Source organism: Arcticibacter tournemirensis (assembly GCF_006716645.1).
Classification (GTDB): Bacteria; Bacteroidota; Bacteroidia; order Sphingobacteriales; family Sphingobacteriaceae; genus Arcticibacter; species Arcticibacter tournemirensis.
The window spans coordinates 719,133-738,008 of the sequence record NZ_VFPL01000001.1 but is presented as its reverse complement, the minus strand read 5'-3'; the positions used below and the strand labels follow the sequence as shown (position 1 = coordinate 738,008).

At 41.2% G+C, this 18,876-nt stretch carries 14 protein-coding genes; 6 read left to right on the top strand and 8 right to left on the bottom strand.

Annotation, left to right across the window (positions count from 1 at the left end):
• Positions 1–100 precede the first annotated feature (100 nt).
• The 3 genes from uvrB (at position 101) to BDE36_RS03180 (ending at position 2,844) form a co-directional block, all read left to right on the top strand.
• On the top strand, positions 101–2,128 hold the full coding sequence (gene uvrB / locus BDE36_RS03190) for an excinuclease ABC subunit UvrB (RefSeq protein ID WP_141813703.1): 2,028 nt from the start codon (positions 101–103) through the stop codon (positions 2,126–2,128).
• A 159-nt stretch (positions 2,129–2,287) separates the two neighbouring features.
• Positions 2,288–2,488 carry a YwbE family protein gene (locus tag BDE36_RS03185; protein ID WP_141813702.1) on the top strand — a complete coding sequence of 67 codons (201 nt, stop codon included), beginning with the start codon at positions 2,288–2,290 and terminating at the stop codon, positions 2,486–2,488.
• An 86-nt stretch (positions 2,489–2,574) separates the two neighbouring features.
• Entirely contained in the window at positions 2,575–2,844 is a 270-nt protein-coding gene (locus tag BDE36_RS03180; protein WP_128767860.1) for a DUF4834 family protein, read from the top strand.
• An 8-nt stretch (positions 2,845–2,852) separates the two neighbouring features.
• Here the strand turns inward: BDE36_RS03180 and BDE36_RS03175 are convergent, their stop codons facing one another.
• Positions 2,853–4,787: a T9SS type B sorting domain-containing protein gene (locus tag BDE36_RS03175; protein WP_141813701.1), complete on the bottom strand. Its 1,935-nt coding sequence runs from the start codon at positions 4,785–4,787 to the stop codon at positions 2,853–2,855.
• 160 nt (positions 4,788–4,947) lie between these two features.
• Here BDE36_RS03175 and BDE36_RS03170 point away from each other — a divergent pair, with 160 nt between their 5' ends.
• Complete coding sequence (locus tag BDE36_RS03170; RefSeq protein WP_141813700.1) at positions 4,948–7,431, top strand: YfhO family protein; 2,484 nt, start codon at positions 4,948–4,950, stop codon at positions 7,429–7,431.
• A 162-nt stretch (positions 7,432–7,593) separates the two neighbouring features.
• On the opposite strand, the gene BDE36_RS03165 is transcribed toward BDE36_RS03170, so the two are convergent.
• From BDE36_RS03165 to BDE36_RS03150, 4 genes are all read right to left on the bottom strand, one after another.
• A complete protein-coding gene (locus tag BDE36_RS03165) occupies positions 7,594–9,129 on the bottom strand; it encodes an IS1182 family transposase (RefSeq protein WP_141813269.1) in 1,536 nt (511 codons plus the stop codon).
• Positions 9,130–9,311: 182 nt separating this feature from the next.
• On the bottom strand, positions 9,312–10,061 hold the full coding sequence (locus BDE36_RS03160; protein ID WP_141813699.1) for a glycosyltransferase family 2 protein: 750 nt from the start codon (positions 10,059–10,061) through the stop codon (positions 9,312–9,314).
• Positions 10,058–11,326, bottom strand: coding sequence for a glycosyltransferase family 4 protein (locus tag BDE36_RS03155; protein ID WP_141813698.1), 1,269 nt, complete (start codon positions 11,324–11,326; stop codon positions 10,058–10,060). The genes BDE36_RS03160 and BDE36_RS03155 overlap by 4 nt, the downstream gene beginning before the upstream one ends.
• Before the next feature lie 24 nt (positions 11,327–11,350).
• Positions 11,351–12,280 carry a glycosyltransferase family 2 protein gene (locus BDE36_RS03150; protein ID WP_141813697.1) on the bottom strand — a complete coding sequence of 310 codons (930 nt, stop codon included), beginning with the start codon at positions 12,278–12,280 and terminating at the stop codon, positions 11,351–11,353.
• A 204-nt stretch (positions 12,281–12,484) separates the two neighbouring features.
• Here BDE36_RS03150 and BDE36_RS03145 point away from each other — a divergent pair, with 204 nt between their 5' ends.
• On the top strand, positions 12,485–13,258 hold the full coding sequence (locus BDE36_RS03145) for a class I SAM-dependent methyltransferase (protein ID WP_141813696.1): 774 nt from the start codon (positions 12,485–12,487) through the stop codon (positions 13,256–13,258).
• Positions 13,259–13,322: 64 nt separating this feature from the next.
• Here BDE36_RS03145 and BDE36_RS03140 read toward each other — a convergent pair whose 3' ends face one another.
• Positions 13,323–14,339, bottom strand: a complete 1,017-nt coding sequence (locus BDE36_RS03140; protein ID WP_141813695.1) for a glycosyltransferase — start codon at positions 14,337–14,339, stop codon at positions 13,323–13,325.
• A 120-nt stretch (positions 14,340–14,459) separates the two neighbouring features.
• Here BDE36_RS03140 and BDE36_RS03135 point away from each other — a divergent pair, with 120 nt between their 5' ends.
• Positions 14,460–15,944 carry a polysaccharide biosynthesis C-terminal domain-containing protein gene (locus tag BDE36_RS03135; RefSeq protein ID WP_141813694.1) on the top strand — a complete coding sequence of 495 codons (1,485 nt, stop codon included), beginning with the start codon at positions 14,460–14,462 and terminating at the stop codon, positions 15,942–15,944.
• A gap of 8 nt (positions 15,945–15,952) precedes the next feature.
• Here BDE36_RS03135 and BDE36_RS03130 read toward each other — a convergent pair whose 3' ends face one another.
• Positions 15,953–16,843 carry an FkbM family methyltransferase gene (locus BDE36_RS03130; protein WP_161987523.1) on the bottom strand — a complete coding sequence of 297 codons (891 nt, stop codon included), beginning with the start codon at positions 16,841–16,843 and terminating at the stop codon, positions 15,953–15,955.
• A 224-nt stretch (positions 16,844–17,067) separates the two neighbouring features.
• Positions 17,068–18,873, bottom strand: a complete 1,806-nt coding sequence (gene typA / locus BDE36_RS03125) for a translational GTPase TypA (RefSeq protein ID WP_141813692.1) — start codon at positions 18,871–18,873, stop codon at positions 17,068–17,070.
• Positions 18,874–18,876 lie beyond the last annotated feature (3 nt).

Genomic DNA, 18,876 nt, shown 5'->3' with positions numbered 1-18,876 from the left:
TGTTAAGCTAAAGGGGATTGCAGAAATTGCACTGTAATTCGCCAGTCTGTTCAACCCGAACACCGGGGGGTTCGGCATATTTCATTATCTTTGATCTTGCATGGATTTTAAATTAATATCTGACTATCAACCCACGGGTGATCAGCCTGAGGCAATCAGACAGCTGGTTGAAGGGGTACAGAACGGGGATCATTATCAGACACTTCTGGGGGTTACGGGATCAGGGAAGACATTTTCTATTGCCAACGTGATACAACAAACCCAGAAGCCAACGCTCATCTTAAGTCATAATAAGACCCTGGCGGCCCAGCTTTATGGCGAATTTAAGCAGTTCTTTCCCGAAAATTCCGTTAATTACTTTGTATCCTATTACGATTACTACCAACCGGAAGCTTACATTGCTACCACGAATACATATATTGAAAAGGACCTTCAAATAAATGATGAGATAGAAAAACTACGACTTCGGACAACATCGTCGCTTATGTCGGGAAGGAGAGACGTCATCGTTGTTTCTTCAATCTCCTGCATTTATGGCATGGGCAATCCGGAGGATTTTTACAATTCGGTTTTCCGTTTTGCCGTAGGAACACGAATTAGCAGGAATGCGTTTCTTCACCGCCTGGTTGAAATTCTTTATTCGAGAACGACCGCCGATTTCAGAAGAGGGACATTCAGGGTTAAGGGTGATACAGTAGACATCTATCCGGCCTACCTCGATTATGCTTACAGGGTAAGCTTTTTCGGTGATGATATTGAAGAGCTAAGCATCATAGATCCGTCAACTGCCAAAACGATCGAGAAAATGACGCATATGGTTGTATATCCGGCAAATCTGTTTGTTACTCCGCGTGACCGGTTTAATAAATCGGTATGGGCAATCCAGGAAGAGCTCGAAACGCGTAAGCAGCAATTGATCGGAGAACAACGATTTCTTGAAGCAAAACGGCTTGAAGAAAGGGTGAATTACGACCTGGAAATGATGCGTGAACTAGGTTACTGCAGCGGAATAGAAAACTACTCGCGTTTCTTCGACGGACGTACACCAGGGATGCGTCCCTTTTGCCTGCTCGATTACTTTCCTGATGACTATCTCATGGTAATTGATGAAAGTCACGCCACGGTTCCGCAGATCAGAGCGATGTATGGCGGTGACCGTTCGAGAAAAATGGCACTGGTGGACTACGGGTTCAGGCTTCCGGCAGCGCTTGATAACCGTCCTCTTAACTTTGAAGAGTTTGAAAGACTTGCCCCCCAAACCATATATGTGAGTGCTACTCCGGGCGATTTCGAGCTTGAAAAGTCGGGAGGTGTAGTCGTGGAGCAGGTGATCCGACCTACCGGGCTTCTTGATCCAACTATAGAAATCAGGCCTGTAATCAACCAGGTGGATGATCTTCTGGAGGAAGTAGATCAGACGGTTAAGCTGGGTGACCGTATACTCGTTACTACCCTTACCAAAAGGATGGCTGAAGAGCTCACTAAATATATGGACCGGCTTGGCATCAGGGTGCGATATATTCACTCAGAAGTTAAGACTTTAGAAAGGGTGGAAATTCTCAGGGGCTTACGGCTAGGTGAATTTGACGTTCTGGTGGGGATCAACCTTCTCAGAGAGGGACTTGATCTTCCTGAAGTGTCTCTGGTAGCAATCCTGGATGCGGATAAGGAGGGATTCCTGCGCTCGGAACGCTCATTGATCCAGACTATCGGACGTGCTGCAAGAAATGACCGGGGAAAGGTAATTATGTATGCCGACAAGATTACTGATAGCATGCGTATTACCATTGACGAAACGAACAGGAGACGCGAAAAGCAGATAAAATACAATGAAGAGCATGGTATTACTCCACGCACGGTTGGTAAATCAAAAGAAGCAATTATAGAACAAACCTCGGTAGTTGATTTTAAGGGTGGTGTGCAGAAGGTATATGTGGGTGCGGATGAAGTGAATTCTGTAGCTGCCGATCCGATCGTTCAATATATGAGTAAGCCGGAACTGAAAAAGGCTATTGATAAAACGAAAAAAGATATGCTTGCTGCGGCGAAAGATCTGGATTTTCTTTTAGCCGCGAAACTTCGAGATGAGATGTTTGCACTGGAAAAGGAAATGGAAGGACGGGGGTAGGAAGTTGTGAGATGTGGGTTGCATGTTGTATAGAGTATCAAGATATTAGTATCAGGTATCAAGAGTGTGGCTTACTTTTAAAATAAATCAACTTTAGCAGCTGAATGCTGACGGCTGATTGCTAATTACTGATTGCTATCTTTGCTTAAAGCTAAAACAATGAACGGACAAAACAGAAAAGATATTTATCCGGGTCTTGAGGTAGAGATCATTCTAAAAAAAGACCAGCGGACAGGGAAACGAACAAGGGGCTTCGTTAAAGATTTGCTTACTAGTTCATCCTTTCATTCGAGGGGCATTAAAGTACGTTTGGAGGATGGTCAAATAGGACGTGTAGCGGAAATAATTGAAGAAGGTTAGCTGTATTTTATTTCATACAAATGTAAATGTTGCTTTACAGATGTAATATTTTAGAGGTTTAATCGTCATATTTGTATTTATAAAGAATGGCATTACTTAAATTTTTATTTATAACGATCTGCATACTGTGGCTAATCAAAATGATTGTCAGGCTACTGTTACCTCTTCTGTTTCAGAAGATGGTTAACAAAGCGCAACAGCAGGTTAACAATCAATACCGGCAGCAACGCCAAAGTAGCAGAAGCTCAAACCGAGCTTCTGAAAAGATCAGCATCGACTATATCCCCCCTAAAGATAAAGAAGCAAGGGCTGCAGATAAGGCGGGTGACTTTATCGACTTTGAAGAGATAAAGTAACAGCGGTATTATTTTGCAATGATTACCCAACCCCGGTAAACTTCAGGCTTAAGACGAGGCTTCGGTGAAATAACATAATAATATACTCCTGGCGGAAGATCCTGCCCGTTTAGTTTTCCATCCCATGGTTTTAAATAACCGGTCTCCGAAAAAACTAATGATCCGTATCTGTTATACACTTTTATATCAGATTGGGGATAAAAGGCAAGAGCTTCAATATTCCAGACGTCGTTGACCCCATCTCCATTGGGGGAAAAAGTATTTGGAATAATAAGCTTCTTAAACACTTTTACAAAAACTTCCTCTGAGGTGCTGGTGCATTGATTATTTGATTCGGCATGAAGGGTGTAGACCATGTCAGATGGCGGACTGGCTTTTGGACGCAAAGAGGCAGGATCGTCGAGATAGTCTGATGGCGTCCAATAGTATCTGAGCCCGGCAGGACCTGTCACCTCTCCTTCTAACATCACAGAATCGCCTTCGATTATTACTTTATCAGAACCTGCGTTAGCTATCGCTGGTTGCAAAACGGTAACGAGTACTTCATCCGAAACACTGCAGGCCCCATTAGACACAGAAACTGTATAAGCAGTAGTTTGCAGGGGTGTAGCAATAGGATCCGAACTGTTGGCATCAGACAATCCTACAGATGGTACCCATTTATACGATGTTCCTCCTTTAGCGTGCAAAGCAGTACTACCACCTATACAAATTGTGACATCATCTCCTGCATTAGCTACTGGCGGTGGAACGACTTCCACCCTTGTTTGATCCGTTTGGATACATCCGGCAGCAGAAGTAACAGTAACTTGATATACTCCGGCTGCGGCAGCTGTAATATTTCTGATGACAGGCGATTGTTCGGACGATACAAACCCATTGGGGCCGGTCCACCTATATAACGTTCCACCCTGTGCTGCTAAAGCCAGGTTGTCACCATAGCACACGGGGCCATCATTCCGTGCAGCAGGAACTGGCTTAGGGTTTACAGCAATAGTAAAAACATTTGAATTAATCCGGCATCGCTCGGAGCCGAACATAGCCGGCTCACCTACTGTAAGACGGTACAAATAGTTACCTGGCGGTGCATCAGCAAATGAAACCTGAAGTCGATCCGTTACTTCGCCTGTTACATCCCTCCATGCAGTACCATCATAACGCTGCCACTGTGTAAGCGGATTCAAAAATTCGCCGGATACCGATGCAACTAAATCCACATTGACGTCATCTCCTTCGCAAAAGTTTGTCAATGTGTTACCTGATGAAGTTGCTACTACTACATTAGGCCCACACGGCCTGAATGTAATGTCGTCCAGAACAAGATCATTCCCCAATCCTCCCGGCCCGTTATTCCGTATATTCAATACAACTTCAGAAGTATTAGCAGGAGTAGTAAAAAAAAATCCGTACTGAAGCCATTGCGGAGTACTGCTTTGAGGAATCTCCCCGGTGGTATAGGGCTGACCAATAGGATCACCGCCAGCGGTTTCAACCCAAAATGTAATATTTGGTTTCAAGCCGTCGTATCCCGTCAGAAGATTCATGACCCACGCAGCAGCTTCATATTTGGTACCCGGACAAAGCCCATCGATACTCACTCTATAAAAGGTACCGGGATCGTAAGAGGCATTAACCAGCATCATATAGCCGTCAGTGTCTCCCGGCGTATGATCATATGTTGAAAACCAGTTTTGGTTCATACCCGAGGTATTGTTCACTATGGTGTAAAAACCGTCATCCACATTAGTACCAGAGTATCGGTAATTCGTAATCCCAGCAGCAAGAGGGTTCCCTCTTGAAGTGCTTCCTCTGCCAAAATCGATGTTAACAATCGGGTCGCCCAAGCTACCGGTACACAGCTGGGCTGCTGCAGAAAGAGGAGAAAAGAAAACCCAAAAACTGATTAGCCAGCAAAAATATGAAGAGGACCCAAAAGGAATCATTATAGTAAAAAACAGATCTAAAGAGGGAAGAAAGATAAATAAGAATTAAGAGAAACAGTATAGTTTTATTTTATAATTTCCTGATTGATCAACACTAATGTTCTTTGTCTGTTCACTATCCCCCAAAAAGTTCTATTTTTGGTCTTCAATAATTTGAATAATGAGTAACTGGTTTAAACGTAACGGTGTACATCTGGCCATCATCGGGCTTTTCATAGTAATGTGTTTTATCTATTTCAGTCCGGCTCTTCAGGGTAAGATACTTTATCAGGGTGATGTTTTACAGGCAAAAGCCATGCAGAAAGAGATAATGGACTTTAAAGCCAAAGACGGAACAGCGCCATTATGGACTAATTCTATGTTCGGCGGAATGCCCGCTTATCAGATATGGGCGCAGTTTCCCAAGAATATTACGACTTATGTAATAACCTTTTTCAAAACCGTATTCCCGAATCCGATAGATGTCGTCCTTTTGTATTTATTGGGGGCCTACCTTTTATTTTGTGCACTGCGGGTAAATCCGTGGCTAGCTGCTGCGGGTGCTATTGCCTTTGCATTTTCTTCATATAACTTCATTATTATAGAAGCCGGCCATAGTAATAAAGCGCTCGCCATTGCATTTTTCGCACCGGTAATCGCTGGTGTTATACTCACATTCAGAGGGAAACATGTCTGGGGGGCGACGATTGCGGCGCTTTTCCTTGCGCTGGAAATCAGGTCGAACCACATACAAATGACGTATTATCTGTTCCTCGTGTTGTTGATTCTCGCAGGAATCGAACTTTACCATGCTATTAAGACTAAAACAACAAAAGGATTCTTAAAATCGGTAGGCTTTCTGGCCGCTTCGATTGTCCTTAGTGTAGCGGTAAATGCAGGAACCTTATGGACAACCTATGAGTACGGACAAGAATCTATCAGAGGAAAATCTAACCTGAAAAGTGAAGCAGCCAAACCGTCTAATGGTCTTGACCGTGAATATGCATACCAGTGGAGCCAGGGTGTAGGAGAATGTATTACTTTCCTGGTACCTAATGCTTACGGCGGAGCTAGCGGATCAGGCGCATTTGGAGAGGATTCTGAAGTGGCTAAAACACTCTTGCAACGGAACGTTCCTGCCGAACAGGCAATTGGCTTCGCCAAGCAAATGCCCACTTACTGGGGTGACCGGCCTTTTACCTCCGGGCCATACTATTTCGGAGCCATTGTATTCTTCCTTTTCATTTTCGGGTTACTGATCTTGAAGGATCGCCTGGCCTGGTGGATATTCGGGGCAACTCTACTGACAATGTTCTTATCGTTTGGAAAGAACTTTCCGTATATCTCAGATCTGTTCTTCAATTATTTTCCCTTCTATAACAAGTTCAGGGCTGTAGAATCAACACTCGCTGTTACAGGCTTGCTGTTTCCAATCCTCGCAGTGCTTGCGATTCAGGAGATAGTTTCCGGACGTCAGGATGTTAAAGTTCTTGTCAAAAAGTTAAAATATGCATCTTTTATTACCGGCGGCTTACTGCTAATCGTGATCATTGTACCAGGCTTGCTTTTCAGTTTCAAATCCCCTACACATGAAGAGTTCATTCAGCAGCTGACACAGATAACAGGTGGCGACCAGGGCTTCGCTAACGCGATTGCCAATGCCTTGATTAATGACCGAACTAGTCTGGCGAGGACAGATGCCCTCAGGTCGTTATTGTTTGTGCTGATTGGAGCTGCACTACTGTGGGCTCTGATTAAAAATAAAATCAATCAACAGATTGCGTTTATCCTCTTTGCAGCCGCTATCCTGGTGGACATGTGGACGGTGGACCGCCGCTATCTGAACAACGAAAAGTTCGTAGATGAAAGCACCATTAACCAAACCTTTCAGCCTCGTCAGGTTGATGAATTGATACTGAGGGATCCGAGTCTTAATTACCGGGTGCTTGACCTTACTATAAATACTTTCTCAAGCGCTACAGCTTCGTATTTTCACAAAACAGTAGGTGGCTACCATGCTGCAAAACTTAAACGTTTCCAGGAAGTGCTAGACAAACAGTTCAATGGCGCTATCAATGAGGATGTACTCGACATGCTAAATACAAAGTATGTTATTACTGCGGATGAAAAAGGCGAATCGCAACGTATTCAGAACAGGAGCACAGCCTGCGGCAATGCCTGGTTTGTTTCAAAAGTCCTATACGTAAAAAATGCGGAGGAGGAAATGACCGGAATAAGCAGTTTCGATCCGAAAAAGGAAGCAATAGTTGAAGAAAGTTTCAAACCGTTAATAGATCTCACGAAAGCAGGCACCCCGGATCTGAATGCTTCTATTAAATTGGTGGACTACCATCCTGATCACTTGACTTACGAGTATTCTGCAGGCAAAGATATGATAGCTGTTTTTGCAGAGGTATGGTATGACAAAGGCTGGACTGCCTATGTAGATGGTGAAGAGATTCCTCATTTCAGAGCTAACTACATTCTACGTGCGGCACAGCTGCCAGGTGGCAATCATAAGCTGGAATTTAAATTTGAGCCTGCCTCCTATTATGTAGGTGAAAACATCTCCTTAGCAGCTTCTATTTTGCTGGTAGGAGGCTTAGGTTTTGCCGGTTATCAGGAAAAAAAGAAGAAAGGTAAAAGCCAAAAGGTTAAATCTTAGCGGTTTTATTACCTCAATAGCATAAAGGACAAAAGAGGCCGTATCATAATTCAAATGATGCGGCCTCTGTATTTGTTGCCTATTAAGGTAGTGCAAGATGAATTTGGGCAAGCTGTGGATAATTTGCTTTTCGGGGTCGAAAACCAGTCAAAAAGCAGCTTTTCACCCTGCTTTTTTCCTTAAGTTTTGTGCAATTGCAATCAAACCCCATTCGATCTCCACTTTTTCCTTACCCCGAAGCATGAACCTTTTGAAACCATGGTTCTGTTTAATGTTTCCGAAAGTTGGTTCCACATCAAAGCATCGTTTCTTTCGCCGCTGTAGGCCTTCTTCACTGTTTAACAGTTCATGTGCCTTTTGCTTAAGCCGGTTCAGATTTACATTGACCTCAATGATCCTGTTGGCGCTTGATTTATGACAAGCACCGTTGAGCGGACAGTTAGCGCAATTGCCCGCCTGGTATCTTTTTACTGTTTGCTCAAAACCGGTGCTTGTTCGTTTTCTACTTGTCCCGATGAAATTCATCTGCCGGCCCATCGGACAGATGTAACAATCTTTCTCCTGGTTATAGAAAAGCTTGCTTGCTGCAAAAGGCTGTTTGTTATTGTAGTTTTCATTTTGCTCTTTATCGAACATCCCATACTTTACAAAGGCAATGGTTTGCTTTTGTTCCAGCAGCGTGTAGTTTTCTTCAGATCCGTACCCGGCATCCGCGGTGAGCTTTTCAGGTGCTTTGCCAAAGCTGGCTTCATGCTGCGTTAAATGAGCATTCAGCGTATTGGTGTCTGTTGTATTGGAATGAATGGTATAATTGACAATGAACTGGTTGGAGGTAGATATCTGAACATTATAGGCGGGTTTTAACTGACCATTTTTCATGTGGTCTTCTTTCATCCGCATGAAAGTAGCATCCGTATCGGTTTTACTAAAGCTGTTCCTTTGGCCCAGGATCTCTTCCTGATGCTCATATTTTTCTATATTCTGCGGGTAATGTTTAGTAATATACTTCAGTTTAGCCTTCACCTTTTTATCTGCATTATCTTTTGCGGCCAGCTTTTCGTTAAGCTGATCTACGGCAGCTTTTACTTTTTCGCTGTTAATTTCCGTAAAATCAGGCGGCTCAGGCATCTTGTCTTCTTCCGAGGCTACCTGTTGTGCATACTGCCATATCTCAGTCAGTTGCTTTTTCATCTTCTCTTTATTGGTCTGAATCGACTTCTTCCAAACGAAGGTGTACTTGTTGGCATTGGCTTCGATCTTCGTTCCATCCGTATTAATCTCCTCTATGCTCAGCAGCCCTTCTTCCGACAACAGCTTTACCACCTCTTCAAACACACTGCGCAGGGCATGTTTCAAGCGCACACCCCGGAAACGGTTGATCGTATTATGATCGGGATAGCTCATCGAACTTAACCACATGAAGTAAATACTTTCCTTACAGGCTGCCGCCAGTTTACGGCTGGAATAAAGGTTGGTAACGTACCCATAAACCACCACTTTAAGCAGCATTTGAGGGTGATAACTTGAACTTCCCCTAATGTGATAAGCTTTTAAAAGCGGCTCTATATTGAGCTTGTTAATGACCTCATTTACAACCCGGACCGGATGCCATAAAGGGATCAATTCTTCAAGGGTTGGTGGGAGTACCAGAATTTGTGCCTGATTATAGGGCTTGAAAACAGGTTGCTTTACCGCCATCTTTTATCTGATTATACACTAAATATATGAAAATCAGATTATTAAATCAAATAATCAATGGTAAAAATCCTGAAATATTAAAAATAAAAAGAGGCTGCACCATGATTTATGATACAGCCTCTTTTGTCCTTTATGCCAATTATAGTCCTTCAACAATATGACTTTTTGCTTTCAACTTTTAACTAATCATTAGTTCTTCCGTGTCTAAGGTAATACAGGGCAAGATTTGCAGCAATAAAAATATGATTGAATAGATTCGGCAACAGGCCATAGTGCTTTGTAAATATCCTAAATCTCTCCACAAGACTCTGGCGATGCTTTTTTTTGGACATGCCCCCTACCATATATTTGGCAACATACCTGTTTGTATTCACAATTCTCTTTGCCTTTTTTAAGGATCTTAGTATCCAGTCGATATCGGCGCTGAGTGCATATTGTAAATCATATGGAGAAGTGATGCTGCGACGGATGTATATTGCCTGGTGGCTTACACTCATTCCGTAACGGAAACTCTTAAAAGTAAGTCTGTCTGGCGATCTATGTCGCCTGCGACCTAAGCTTACCCAATTCTCATCATACATTTCTGTCTCACCGTAATAAATATCGGCATCAGGAGAGGAAACAAATACTTTCTCAACTGTGTCGGGTGAATAGATCTCGTCACCCGAGTTCATAAACAGCACGTAATCACCTGTTGCCAGTGCAAGACCCTTATTCATTGCGTCGTAAATTCCGTTATCTTTTTCGGACACGATCATTGCAATGCGGTCTTTATATTGATTTATAATCTCTAAAGTGCCATCGGTAGAAAGTCCGTCTATAACAATGTATTGTATATTGGGGTAGCTTTGCTCCAACACAGAAAGCATCGTGCGTTCTATGTCTTTCACGTTATTATAAACTACTGTTATGATGCTTAAGCAAGGTCTCATTTCACCTCTGAACTTTCTTTAAGTACTTTTCGATACAACTCAATATGATGACGTGCTATCGTATTTTCATCAAACTTTTGTTTTACTGCGGCTCTTCCACTCTGGTTTAATGCTTCTCTGTCGGTGTGATTGTATACCCAGACAATTCCGCGTGCAAGATCGTCTGCTGATTTATACTTGGCCAGATAGCCATTAACTTTATGGTCGACCATGTCTGGAATTCCCCCGGTAGTGAAGGCAACCACTGGCGTTGCACAGGACAAGCATTCCATAACGGTATAAGGAAGATTATCTTCAAGGGAAGGCGTTATAAAAACATCGGCCGCGCTGTAACACATGGCCAGTTTCTCGTCATTTGATATAGTCCCCAGGAACGTAGTCTTCACAGGAAACTCAGCTATATTCCTTTCGTCCCTATTTCCAAATACAATTAACTCAACATCAATCAATTGCTCGCTTTTTAATAATTGCAACGCTTCGAGCAGATAGGATGTTCCCTTATGAAGATCTTTGCGGGATGGCATAAAGCCGCTTAGCATAATAAACTTGCTTTCCGGAATACCCAGCATCTTCCTTGCCTTAGCCTTATCATAAGGTTTAAAAATGTCTGTTTCAAGGGTATTTGGGATGATATTTACTGACCGGCCGCGCATAAGCTTACTCCTTTTCACAGAACCAGCCATCCAACTACTGGGAGCAATTATTTCGAAGTTTAAATACTCGTATGCCCTGCTTTTTGATTTCCATATTTTATGCGACAGGTCTCGAGGATGCGAATTCTTTAAAATCGGACAATTCCCACATTCATTCTCGAAGTGATCACAATCGTATCTTACATGGCACCCTCCTGTAAACGCATTGCTATCATGAAAAGTCCAGACAATTGGTTTATTCAGTTTACTCAGTTTTCGGAGATATCTGGGGCTAAGAAAAGCATGATTGATCCAATGAATATGTATAATATCGGCATTTTTAAGAGCAATCGTCTCCGTTATATTTTGTCCCCATAAAGGAACAGAGAACGGGATCCTAAGCGGCTTAGATACGAAGGAGGAGACCAACCGTTCAAGTACAATCTTAAAAGCGGCTATGGCTTTTGAAAAGCCATTGGAAGAAAAAGAATGAACATCAGGATTAGCGCTGAACTTATAGCCAACCCAAACAGTAGAATCAACGCCCTCCTTTTTCAGTGCCCGATTCAGTCTAAGACAGGCGCGGCCTGCTCCACCATTTCCGTCGTATGTATTAATATGAACAATCCTCACCCCTTACGCTGTTTTTATTGATTCTTAGGTTTTTTGAAATAAAGTTCCCTTTTGCAGTCTCACTAGTATGTTATTTATATAACGAACTCCCCGGCGCATTAATGAACCTTTCCGATGTTTCAAAAAGTCTTTAACTGCAATTAAAGCATTCTTATCCTCCTTCAACTCAACTGGAAACTGGGTAACACGGGTTTTGTTAATATTGCCCTTGTAAATCGTACTAACACCTGAATGCACTCCCGATCCGTCATGACCAATATTATCAATCATTGATACCGCTGGGTTCAGTGATAACCCGTTCTGTAAAAATACGGAGGCATACCATCTGATTGCCCATGAATTGTTTTTCCCTGCTTTAAACTCTCTTAAATGCTTCCAGAAATTCATAGCTCCTTCAACTTCAAACTGAAATTTTGTTTGAGGAGTAAAACTGCTCATCAACTTATCGATATCAGGCTCAAAATACTTCCATGCCCTGTCCCACGTAGCCCAGGCCTGACTGCTGGCTATCCGAAGGAAAAAACTCTCGGGAAGATCATTCGTCTTGATTGGATACATGAATGCCGTAATATGCATGACCTTTTCCTGTCGTTCGTACCGCTGCAATCCATCGTTAAAAAACTCCAGCATATATGGTGACGAGATGACGTCATCCTCAATGACAATCACCTTTCCATATTCACGGGTAAGACGACTAACCCCATCAATAACGGAATTAGCGAGACCGTAATTATGCTCCCGTTCGATAACTTCGACAGATTTAAAGCCTTCTGCATTTCTAATAAGCTCACGCACTGCTCTTACATTTTCTTCCTGTCCCTGTCTGGCTCCATCAGAAAATATAAATAGTCGCGACTCGTCGGCAAGAAGGTTTTTCTGAAGAGAGGCCAACGTCCGTCTGGCATGATCGGGCCGGTTGTAAACAAATAACGCGATAGGGGCGAAATTCTGCATGTGTTATTTTTGAATAATTACACTTTTTATAGAAGCAACATCTTGTCTGCTTTACGGTCCAAATCTAACTAATGTAACTGATTTATGGTTTGATTATTCCAAATAATACTTGTCCATGCTGCTACACCGTGTGCGTTATCTACTTATTTTGATAATTTATTTTTTAACAGTTAATTTACTAAAAAAAAAAGCTTATAGGTTATAATGAATGCTATTGAAGAATATTTCAGGAAAAACGATCAGCGGTTAATTCATAAATGGAATCATTACTTTGACATTTACGAGAAGCATTTTAACAGATTTAAGGACAAAGAAGTAGTAATTCTTGAAATTGGAGTTTCTCAGGGAGGAAGCCTTCAGATGTGGAAGAATTATTTTGGCCCCAATGCAAAAATATATGGCATTGACATTAATCCAAAATGTAAAGAATTAGAAGAAGAAAATATCAAAATATTTATAGGCTCGCAATCCGACCGGAAGTTCTTGAGGACCGTAAAAGAGCAGTTACCTCCAATAGATATTCTTATTGATGACGGGGGCCATACCATGAGACAACAGATTATTAGCTACGAAGAACTTTTCTCTGCCATCAGCGAAAATGGACTTTACTTATGTGAGGACCTTCATACTTCTTACTGGTTAAGTCATGGCGGTGGACATAAAAGACGAGGTACGTTCATAGAATATAGTAAGAACTTCATAGATTCCTTAAACGCCTATCACTCTGAGCAACGCTCTCTCAAGATAAATGAGTTCACCCGTTCAGTTCATTCTATTCATTATTACGATAGCATAGTCGTAGTAGAGAAAAAAACAAGATCTGCCCCTTTTGACGAAAAGACAGGCACTCCGTCTTTTCAGAATCCAGTCAGGAAAAACAAATTTCAAAAACTTGGCGATAGGCTGGAAAAGGAATCACTCACTGTGATAAATAAGGTTCTGCGTTTTTTTAGGTTGGGCGGATTCATCTGGAAATAAGTATAGAACGATAGCGAATACAGCCATCCTATTACAAACTGATAACCAAAGGGAGAAACCGGTTTCACGATTTAAGATCTTCAGGATCTGCCAAACCTAAGTTGCCAGACAATCCATCATTAACAGCTTTCAAGAGTTTTTTATAGTTTTCCTGTTTTGAGGATAGAAGGCTTATAAGATATTGTATATATAAGTACAGGCATTTATTTATATTGTAAGTAATTTTATTGCTTACAGTAATTCTTGAGTAAAAGAATACACTGTTCCTAACCTGATAATAAGTACGGAAGCTCCATAAATCGAGAAAAATTGACTTCCAAAACCTATGCTTGTATTTAGTTCCAATTGATCTGTCGATATCCGTGATCTTACTCCCCGGAATAAGCCAAATCGTACCGCCCCGCTCCGTGATTCTGTAAGTATATTCAGAATCATCAGCGTATAAAAAAAAGCGTTCATTGGGATATCCAATTTTCGAAATCATTTTCTTATGAAAAAACAATCCACCGTAAGGAACATATGGCATTATAGCTTTCCTTTTAAAGGGCTTTAATCGAATAAACTTGTCTCTAATTTTCAGGAATTGATTTAAAGGTATCCTAAACAAATTAAAACCCATGAATCCGTTAGGAATAAGGTAGTAACGTCTGGAATCAACGCCGCGGGCAATATTAATATGTTGCTTTCGATCGGTCCGCAAAGAAAACAAGGCTATCGTATCTTCCTCACCTGAAATACTATGCCATTCATCCATCAGTTTCGTTAAGGCATCCTCATTCGGAAGATTATCGTCATCTAAGAGCCACACAAAATCTGCCTGGGTTTGATTTTCAAAATATTCCAATCCAATTTTGTACCCGCCAGCTGAACCTTTATTCTGTTGTTGGGTAATAACTTTAATTCTGGCATCCCTCATTTCCCTACACTTAGCCTCTACATTGTAAGCAGATGCATTATCAACAACAATAAGATTGGCTACTCTATCTAGTGTTAAAACCTCTTTGATCACTTGTTCTAAAAACTCCCACCGATCGCCATATGTAACAGTAACCACACAAATATTATATGCTATCTTTGCCATCTTATTCTGCACAAGTTTACAATAGATATTCAGATTTCACAATATGACAGTTGCTTTTCTATTCATTCAAATATTGGAATATCACTTAATTAATAAGTATAAAAGCGAACTTTATTTCTAATGGGAATTATACAACAGCAAACGGTAAAGGGGTCCGTCTATTCTTACCTGGGCGTATTCATCGGCTTTTTTACAACCTTCCTGATAATGCCCCATGTTCTTACCCCTGAGCAAGTTGGGTTAACGGGCATTCTTTCTTCCTTCTCTATTATGACAGCGCAGTTCTCGATACTGGGCTTCAATGCTACAGCACGTATATTTCCTTTTTTCAGGAACGAAAAGGAAAATCACAATGGCTACTTATTTTTAGCGTGTGCTGTTGCATTTGTTGGCTTTATTTTATTTTGTATCGTAGCTTTCCTTATCAAAGACCAGGTGGTAAGTCAGAAAGGTTCTGAGAATGAGCTTTTCAAGGATTATTATTGGTGTTTAATACCACTCACTTTTTTCACCCTCTTTTTTAACGTCTTTGATCTCTATGCCCGAATGCTGTATGACACTACGACCGGAAGGGTGCTCAATGAATTCACCAAGCGTATATTTATCCTGGTGACACTACTAGTTGCCTCTTTTAAGCTTTTAGATTTCAACCAATTTATGTGGATTTGGCTGATTGCTAATATCATACCAACAACTATCATAGCGTATCGCCTCTATAGCAGAAAGCAACTGGTTATTAGACCCAACTTTCATTTTCTTAAAAGACCGATTAAATCTCAGTTAGTTCACCTCTGTGTATTTGGAATACTAACAGGCTCGGCACCGTACATTATCCAGAATGTCGACAAGTTTATGGTAACGGAATCTCATGGGCTTAATTCTACTGGCGTCTATCAGATAGCATTCAATTTTGCAATCATAATTACGTTACCCGCGCGGTCCTTATACAGCATTGCATATACAGTTATTTCGGAGGCTTGGAAAGATAACAATCTGGACAGTATTCTGTCCATTTACAAGAAAAGCTGTATAAATCAGATCATTAGCTCTCTATTTCTCTTCATGCTTATCTGGATAAACATCGACAACATTTATAAAGTACTACCGCCAGAATATGCCGAAGGAAGATATGTGATTTTTTTTATTGGCTTGGGTAATCTTATTGATTCTGCGACAGGAGTCAATGGAGTGATACTTTCAACTTCAAGGTATTACAAGCTGGATTCTTTCTTCTATCTTGTTCTGGCTGGAGTAACTATTGGAGCCAATATGATTTTTATTCCCATTTTCGGGATCACCGGTGCTGCTATTGCATCGGCTTTAACATATGCAATTTTTAATCTGTCAAGGTATCTGTTTATACTTTTTGTTTTTAAACTTCAACCTTTCACAGTTAAAACTCCGGTAGCAATTCTTATTGGCATAGCGTCTTATTATGTGGTTAACTTCATCCCTGTTATGCCTAACTTCATTGTTGACGGCTTTACACGCTCTATATTAATAACTATACTTTTCGGCGGAGCGGTTTATTACCTCCGACTTTCGGAAGATATTAATGCCCTAATAAAAGAAGCTTTATCCCGATTTAAATCAAATAGACAATAATACCGATCCTAGTAGTTAGGCACAGCTCTTATCAAACCCCGCCTGAAAAATGGAGGAGAAAGCACTTCATCGTTGCTAAGGAAGAACATATAGCCCTTGGTGGAACTAATTTTATATCCAAGTTGTGTAAGGTACTTATTGAATTTCTCAAAATCATGCTGTTTATGGTACGTACACAAAGCAATTTGAGGACGGCATTTTCCTATAGTAACACGCATGCCATTTAGCACACGTTCTTCAGCTCCTTCTACGTCTATTTTTACAAAATTAACATCAAACTGTTTCTCAGATAAAAAAGTATCAATGCTGACATTGTCTAAGTCATCTGTATCTGATACAAACTTTGATATAATCTCCACTTTTTCCTTCCAGGGAGCAAAAGTAGCTTCAAGAGCTTCAATCCATTCGGGATCGCGTTCGAACAGAATGGCTTTCTTAAGTTGTTCTATATTCGATAGAGTAAATATCCCCTCGGCTGATCCGATATCCAACAAAACATCACCTTGCTTTATATTAAAATCTTCATTCACATAGCAATGAGGAGATTCAGGATCCTGTTCGGTGAGCAGACCATTATATAATAGTCTTATGGTTGTGATATTGTACGATCGTTTAAAATAAAGTCTCTTACCGTAATGATCTACCCAAAAAAGATCGTTGGATGTATCTTTAAAGACCTTGACATCTTTTGGCTGATATTTATTTTTAAATGAATTTAGAAATACACCCAGGGGGTTTCTTTTTAAAAAATCAATAATGCCCTTTATTTCAGGGTCAGTCGGATTATTCTCCCGAAAATACCTCAATATTTTACGTCGCCGGCTTTCATTCTTGGTCCTGGATATATATGTGCTAAAACGGCTCCTAATCTTGTATGCTAGCTTATCGATAATATTCATATGGATAAATGTATAATCTTTTGAGTTGAGAAAGTAATAAAGATGCTCAATTTCTTTGATGCGCATGTCCCCAAAAACGAAAACACCGATGCCGATGAATGTGGAGAATAACAAAAAGACATGACAACCCAGTGTCCTTTAGATAAACAACCTTTAATAAAAAAGCCCGCTGAAAGTATCAGCGGGCACAATAATCTTATTATAGTTGCAAGGATTCTATTTACCTATGCAAACTTCTTAGCGTTCACCTTACGTTCATTCTCGGTAAGATAGATTTTACGCAACCGCATGCTCTTTGGAGTTACTTCGATATACTCGTCGTTCTGAATGTATTCCATAGCTTCCTCAAGAGAGAACTTTATTGCAGGAGCGATACGAACATTATCGTCACTTCCAGACGCGCGCATATTTGTTAGCTGCTTTCCTTTTACAATATTCACAACAAGATCATTATCGCGTATATGTTCACCCACTATCTGGCCCTCATATACATCCACACCGGGATCCACAAAGAAACGGCCTCTATCCTGAAGTTTGTCAATAGAGTAGGCCGTAGTCTGACCTTTTTCCATCGAAACAAGCACTCCATTTAACCTGCCAGGAATAGTTCCTTTCCAGGGTTCGTAGGCTTTAAAGCGGTGAGCCATTATAGCTTCTCCTGCTGTAGCAGTTAATACATTATTCCTCAGACCGATGATACCTCTTGCAGGAATCTCAAATTCAAGATGCTGTAAATCGCCTTTTGGTTCCATTACAAGCAACTCGCCTTTTTTCTGCGTTACGAGTTCAATCACCTTGCCTGCCACCTCTCCGGGAACATCAACTATTAAGGTTTCTACCGGCTCGCATTTCACTCCGTCAACCTCTTTAATAATTACTTGCGGCTGTCCTACCTGTATTTCATAACCCTCACGACGCATCGTTTCTATTAAAACCGACAGGTGAAGAATTCCTCTTCCGTATACAAGATATGAATCAGGAGACTCCGTTTCAACCACCTTTAGTGCCAGGTTCTTCTCCATTTCCTTATAAAGGCGATCACGAAGATGGCGTGAAGTAACAAATTTACCCTCTTTTCCAAAGAAAGGAGAGGTGTTTATTGTGAACAACATATTCATTGTCGGCTCATCGATGTGAATCACCTCCAATTGTTCCGGTTTTTCAAAATCAGCAATAGTATCACCAATTTCAAAACCTTCAATACCTACTACAGCACATATATCGCCCGACTTCACTTCCTGGGCTTTAATTTTACCGAGTCCTTCAAATGTATAAAGCTCCTTAATACGGGACTTCTGAATCCGGCCGTCACGTTTTACAAGTGACACCGGCATGTTTTCTTTGATCACGCCTCTGGCAACGCGGCCTACCGCAATACGACCAACGAAGGACGAATAATCTAAAGAGGTAATCTGCATTTGCAGCGTTCCTTCAGAAACCGGAGCGGAAGGAATATGTTCCAGAATCGCATCGAGAAGAGGAAAAATATCCTCTGTAGGCTTATTCCAGTCAGTACTCATCCAACCTTGCTTTGAAGATCCGTAAATAACCGGAAAGTCTAGCTGATCTTCTGTTGCTTCAAGATTAAAGAAAAGCTCAAAAATAGACTCATGTACTTCTTCGGGCCGGCAATTCTCTTTGTCAACTTTATTGATCACTACAATAGGTTTTAGTCCTAATGCAAGAGCCTTTTGTGTTACAAAACGTGTTTGCGGCATAGCCCCTTCGAAAGCATCAACCAGCAGTAATACTCCATCAGCCATCTTTAGTACACGTTCTACTTCACCCCCGAAATCGGCGTGCCCCGGAGTATCAATGATATTAATCTTAACCCCCTTGTAGTTTACTGACACGTTTTTAGACACAATGGTGATCCCGCGCTCACGCTCGAGGTCATTATTATCTAATATCAGTTCTCCTGTCTCCTGATTATCCCTGAATAACTGACACGAGTGTAAAATCTTGTCTACCAACGTAGTTTTGCCGTGGTCAACGTGTGCAATAATTGCAATATTTCTAATATTCTGCATGAA

What these genes read in the sequence shown, in the direction of transcription:
- uvrB (WP_141813703.1), top strand. Translation starts at nt 101, where the DNA reads ATGGATTTTAAATTAATATCTGACTATCAACCCACGGGTGATCAGCCT.
- BDE36_RS03185 (WP_141813702.1), top strand. Translation starts at nt 2,288, where the DNA reads ATGAACGGACAAAACAGAAAAGATATTTATCCGGGTCTTGAGGTAGAG.
- BDE36_RS03180 (WP_128767860.1), top strand. Translation starts at nt 2,575, where the DNA reads ATGGCATTACTTAAATTTTTATTTATAACGATCTGCATACTGTGGCTA.
- BDE36_RS03175 (WP_141813701.1), bottom strand. Translation starts at nt 4,787, where the DNA reads ATGATTCCTTTTGGGTCCTCTTCATATTTTTGCTGGCTAATCAGTTTT.
- BDE36_RS03170 (WP_141813700.1), top strand. Translation starts at nt 4,948, where the DNA reads ATGAGTAACTGGTTTAAACGTAACGGTGTACATCTGGCCATCATCGGG.
- BDE36_RS03165 (WP_141813269.1), bottom strand. Translation starts at nt 9,129, where the DNA reads ATGGCGGTAAAGCAACCTGTTTTCAAGCCCTATAATCAGGCACAAATT.
- BDE36_RS03160 (WP_141813699.1), bottom strand. Translation starts at nt 10,061, where the DNA reads ATGAGACCTTGCTTAAGCATCATAACAGTAGTTTATAATAACGTGAAA.
- BDE36_RS03150 (WP_141813697.1), bottom strand. Translation starts at nt 12,280, where the DNA reads ATGCAGAATTTCGCCCCTATCGCGTTATTTGTTTACAACCGGCCCGAT.
- BDE36_RS03145 (WP_141813696.1), top strand. Translation starts at nt 12,485, where the DNA reads ATGAATGCTATTGAAGAATATTTCAGGAAAAACGATCAGCGGTTAATT.
- BDE36_RS03140 (WP_141813695.1), bottom strand. Translation starts at nt 14,339, where the DNA reads ATGGCAAAGATAGCATATAATATTTGTGTGGTTACTGTTACATATGGC.
- BDE36_RS03135 (WP_141813694.1), top strand. Translation starts at nt 14,460, where the DNA reads ATGGGAATTATACAACAGCAAACGGTAAAGGGGTCCGTCTATTCTTAC.
- BDE36_RS03130 (WP_161987523.1), bottom strand. Translation starts at nt 16,843, where the DNA reads ATGAATATTATCGATAAGCTAGCATACAAGATTAGGAGCCGTTTTAGC.
- typA (WP_141813692.1), bottom strand. Translation starts at nt 18,873, where the DNA reads ATGCAGAATATTAGAAATATTGCAATTATTGCACACGTTGACCACGGC.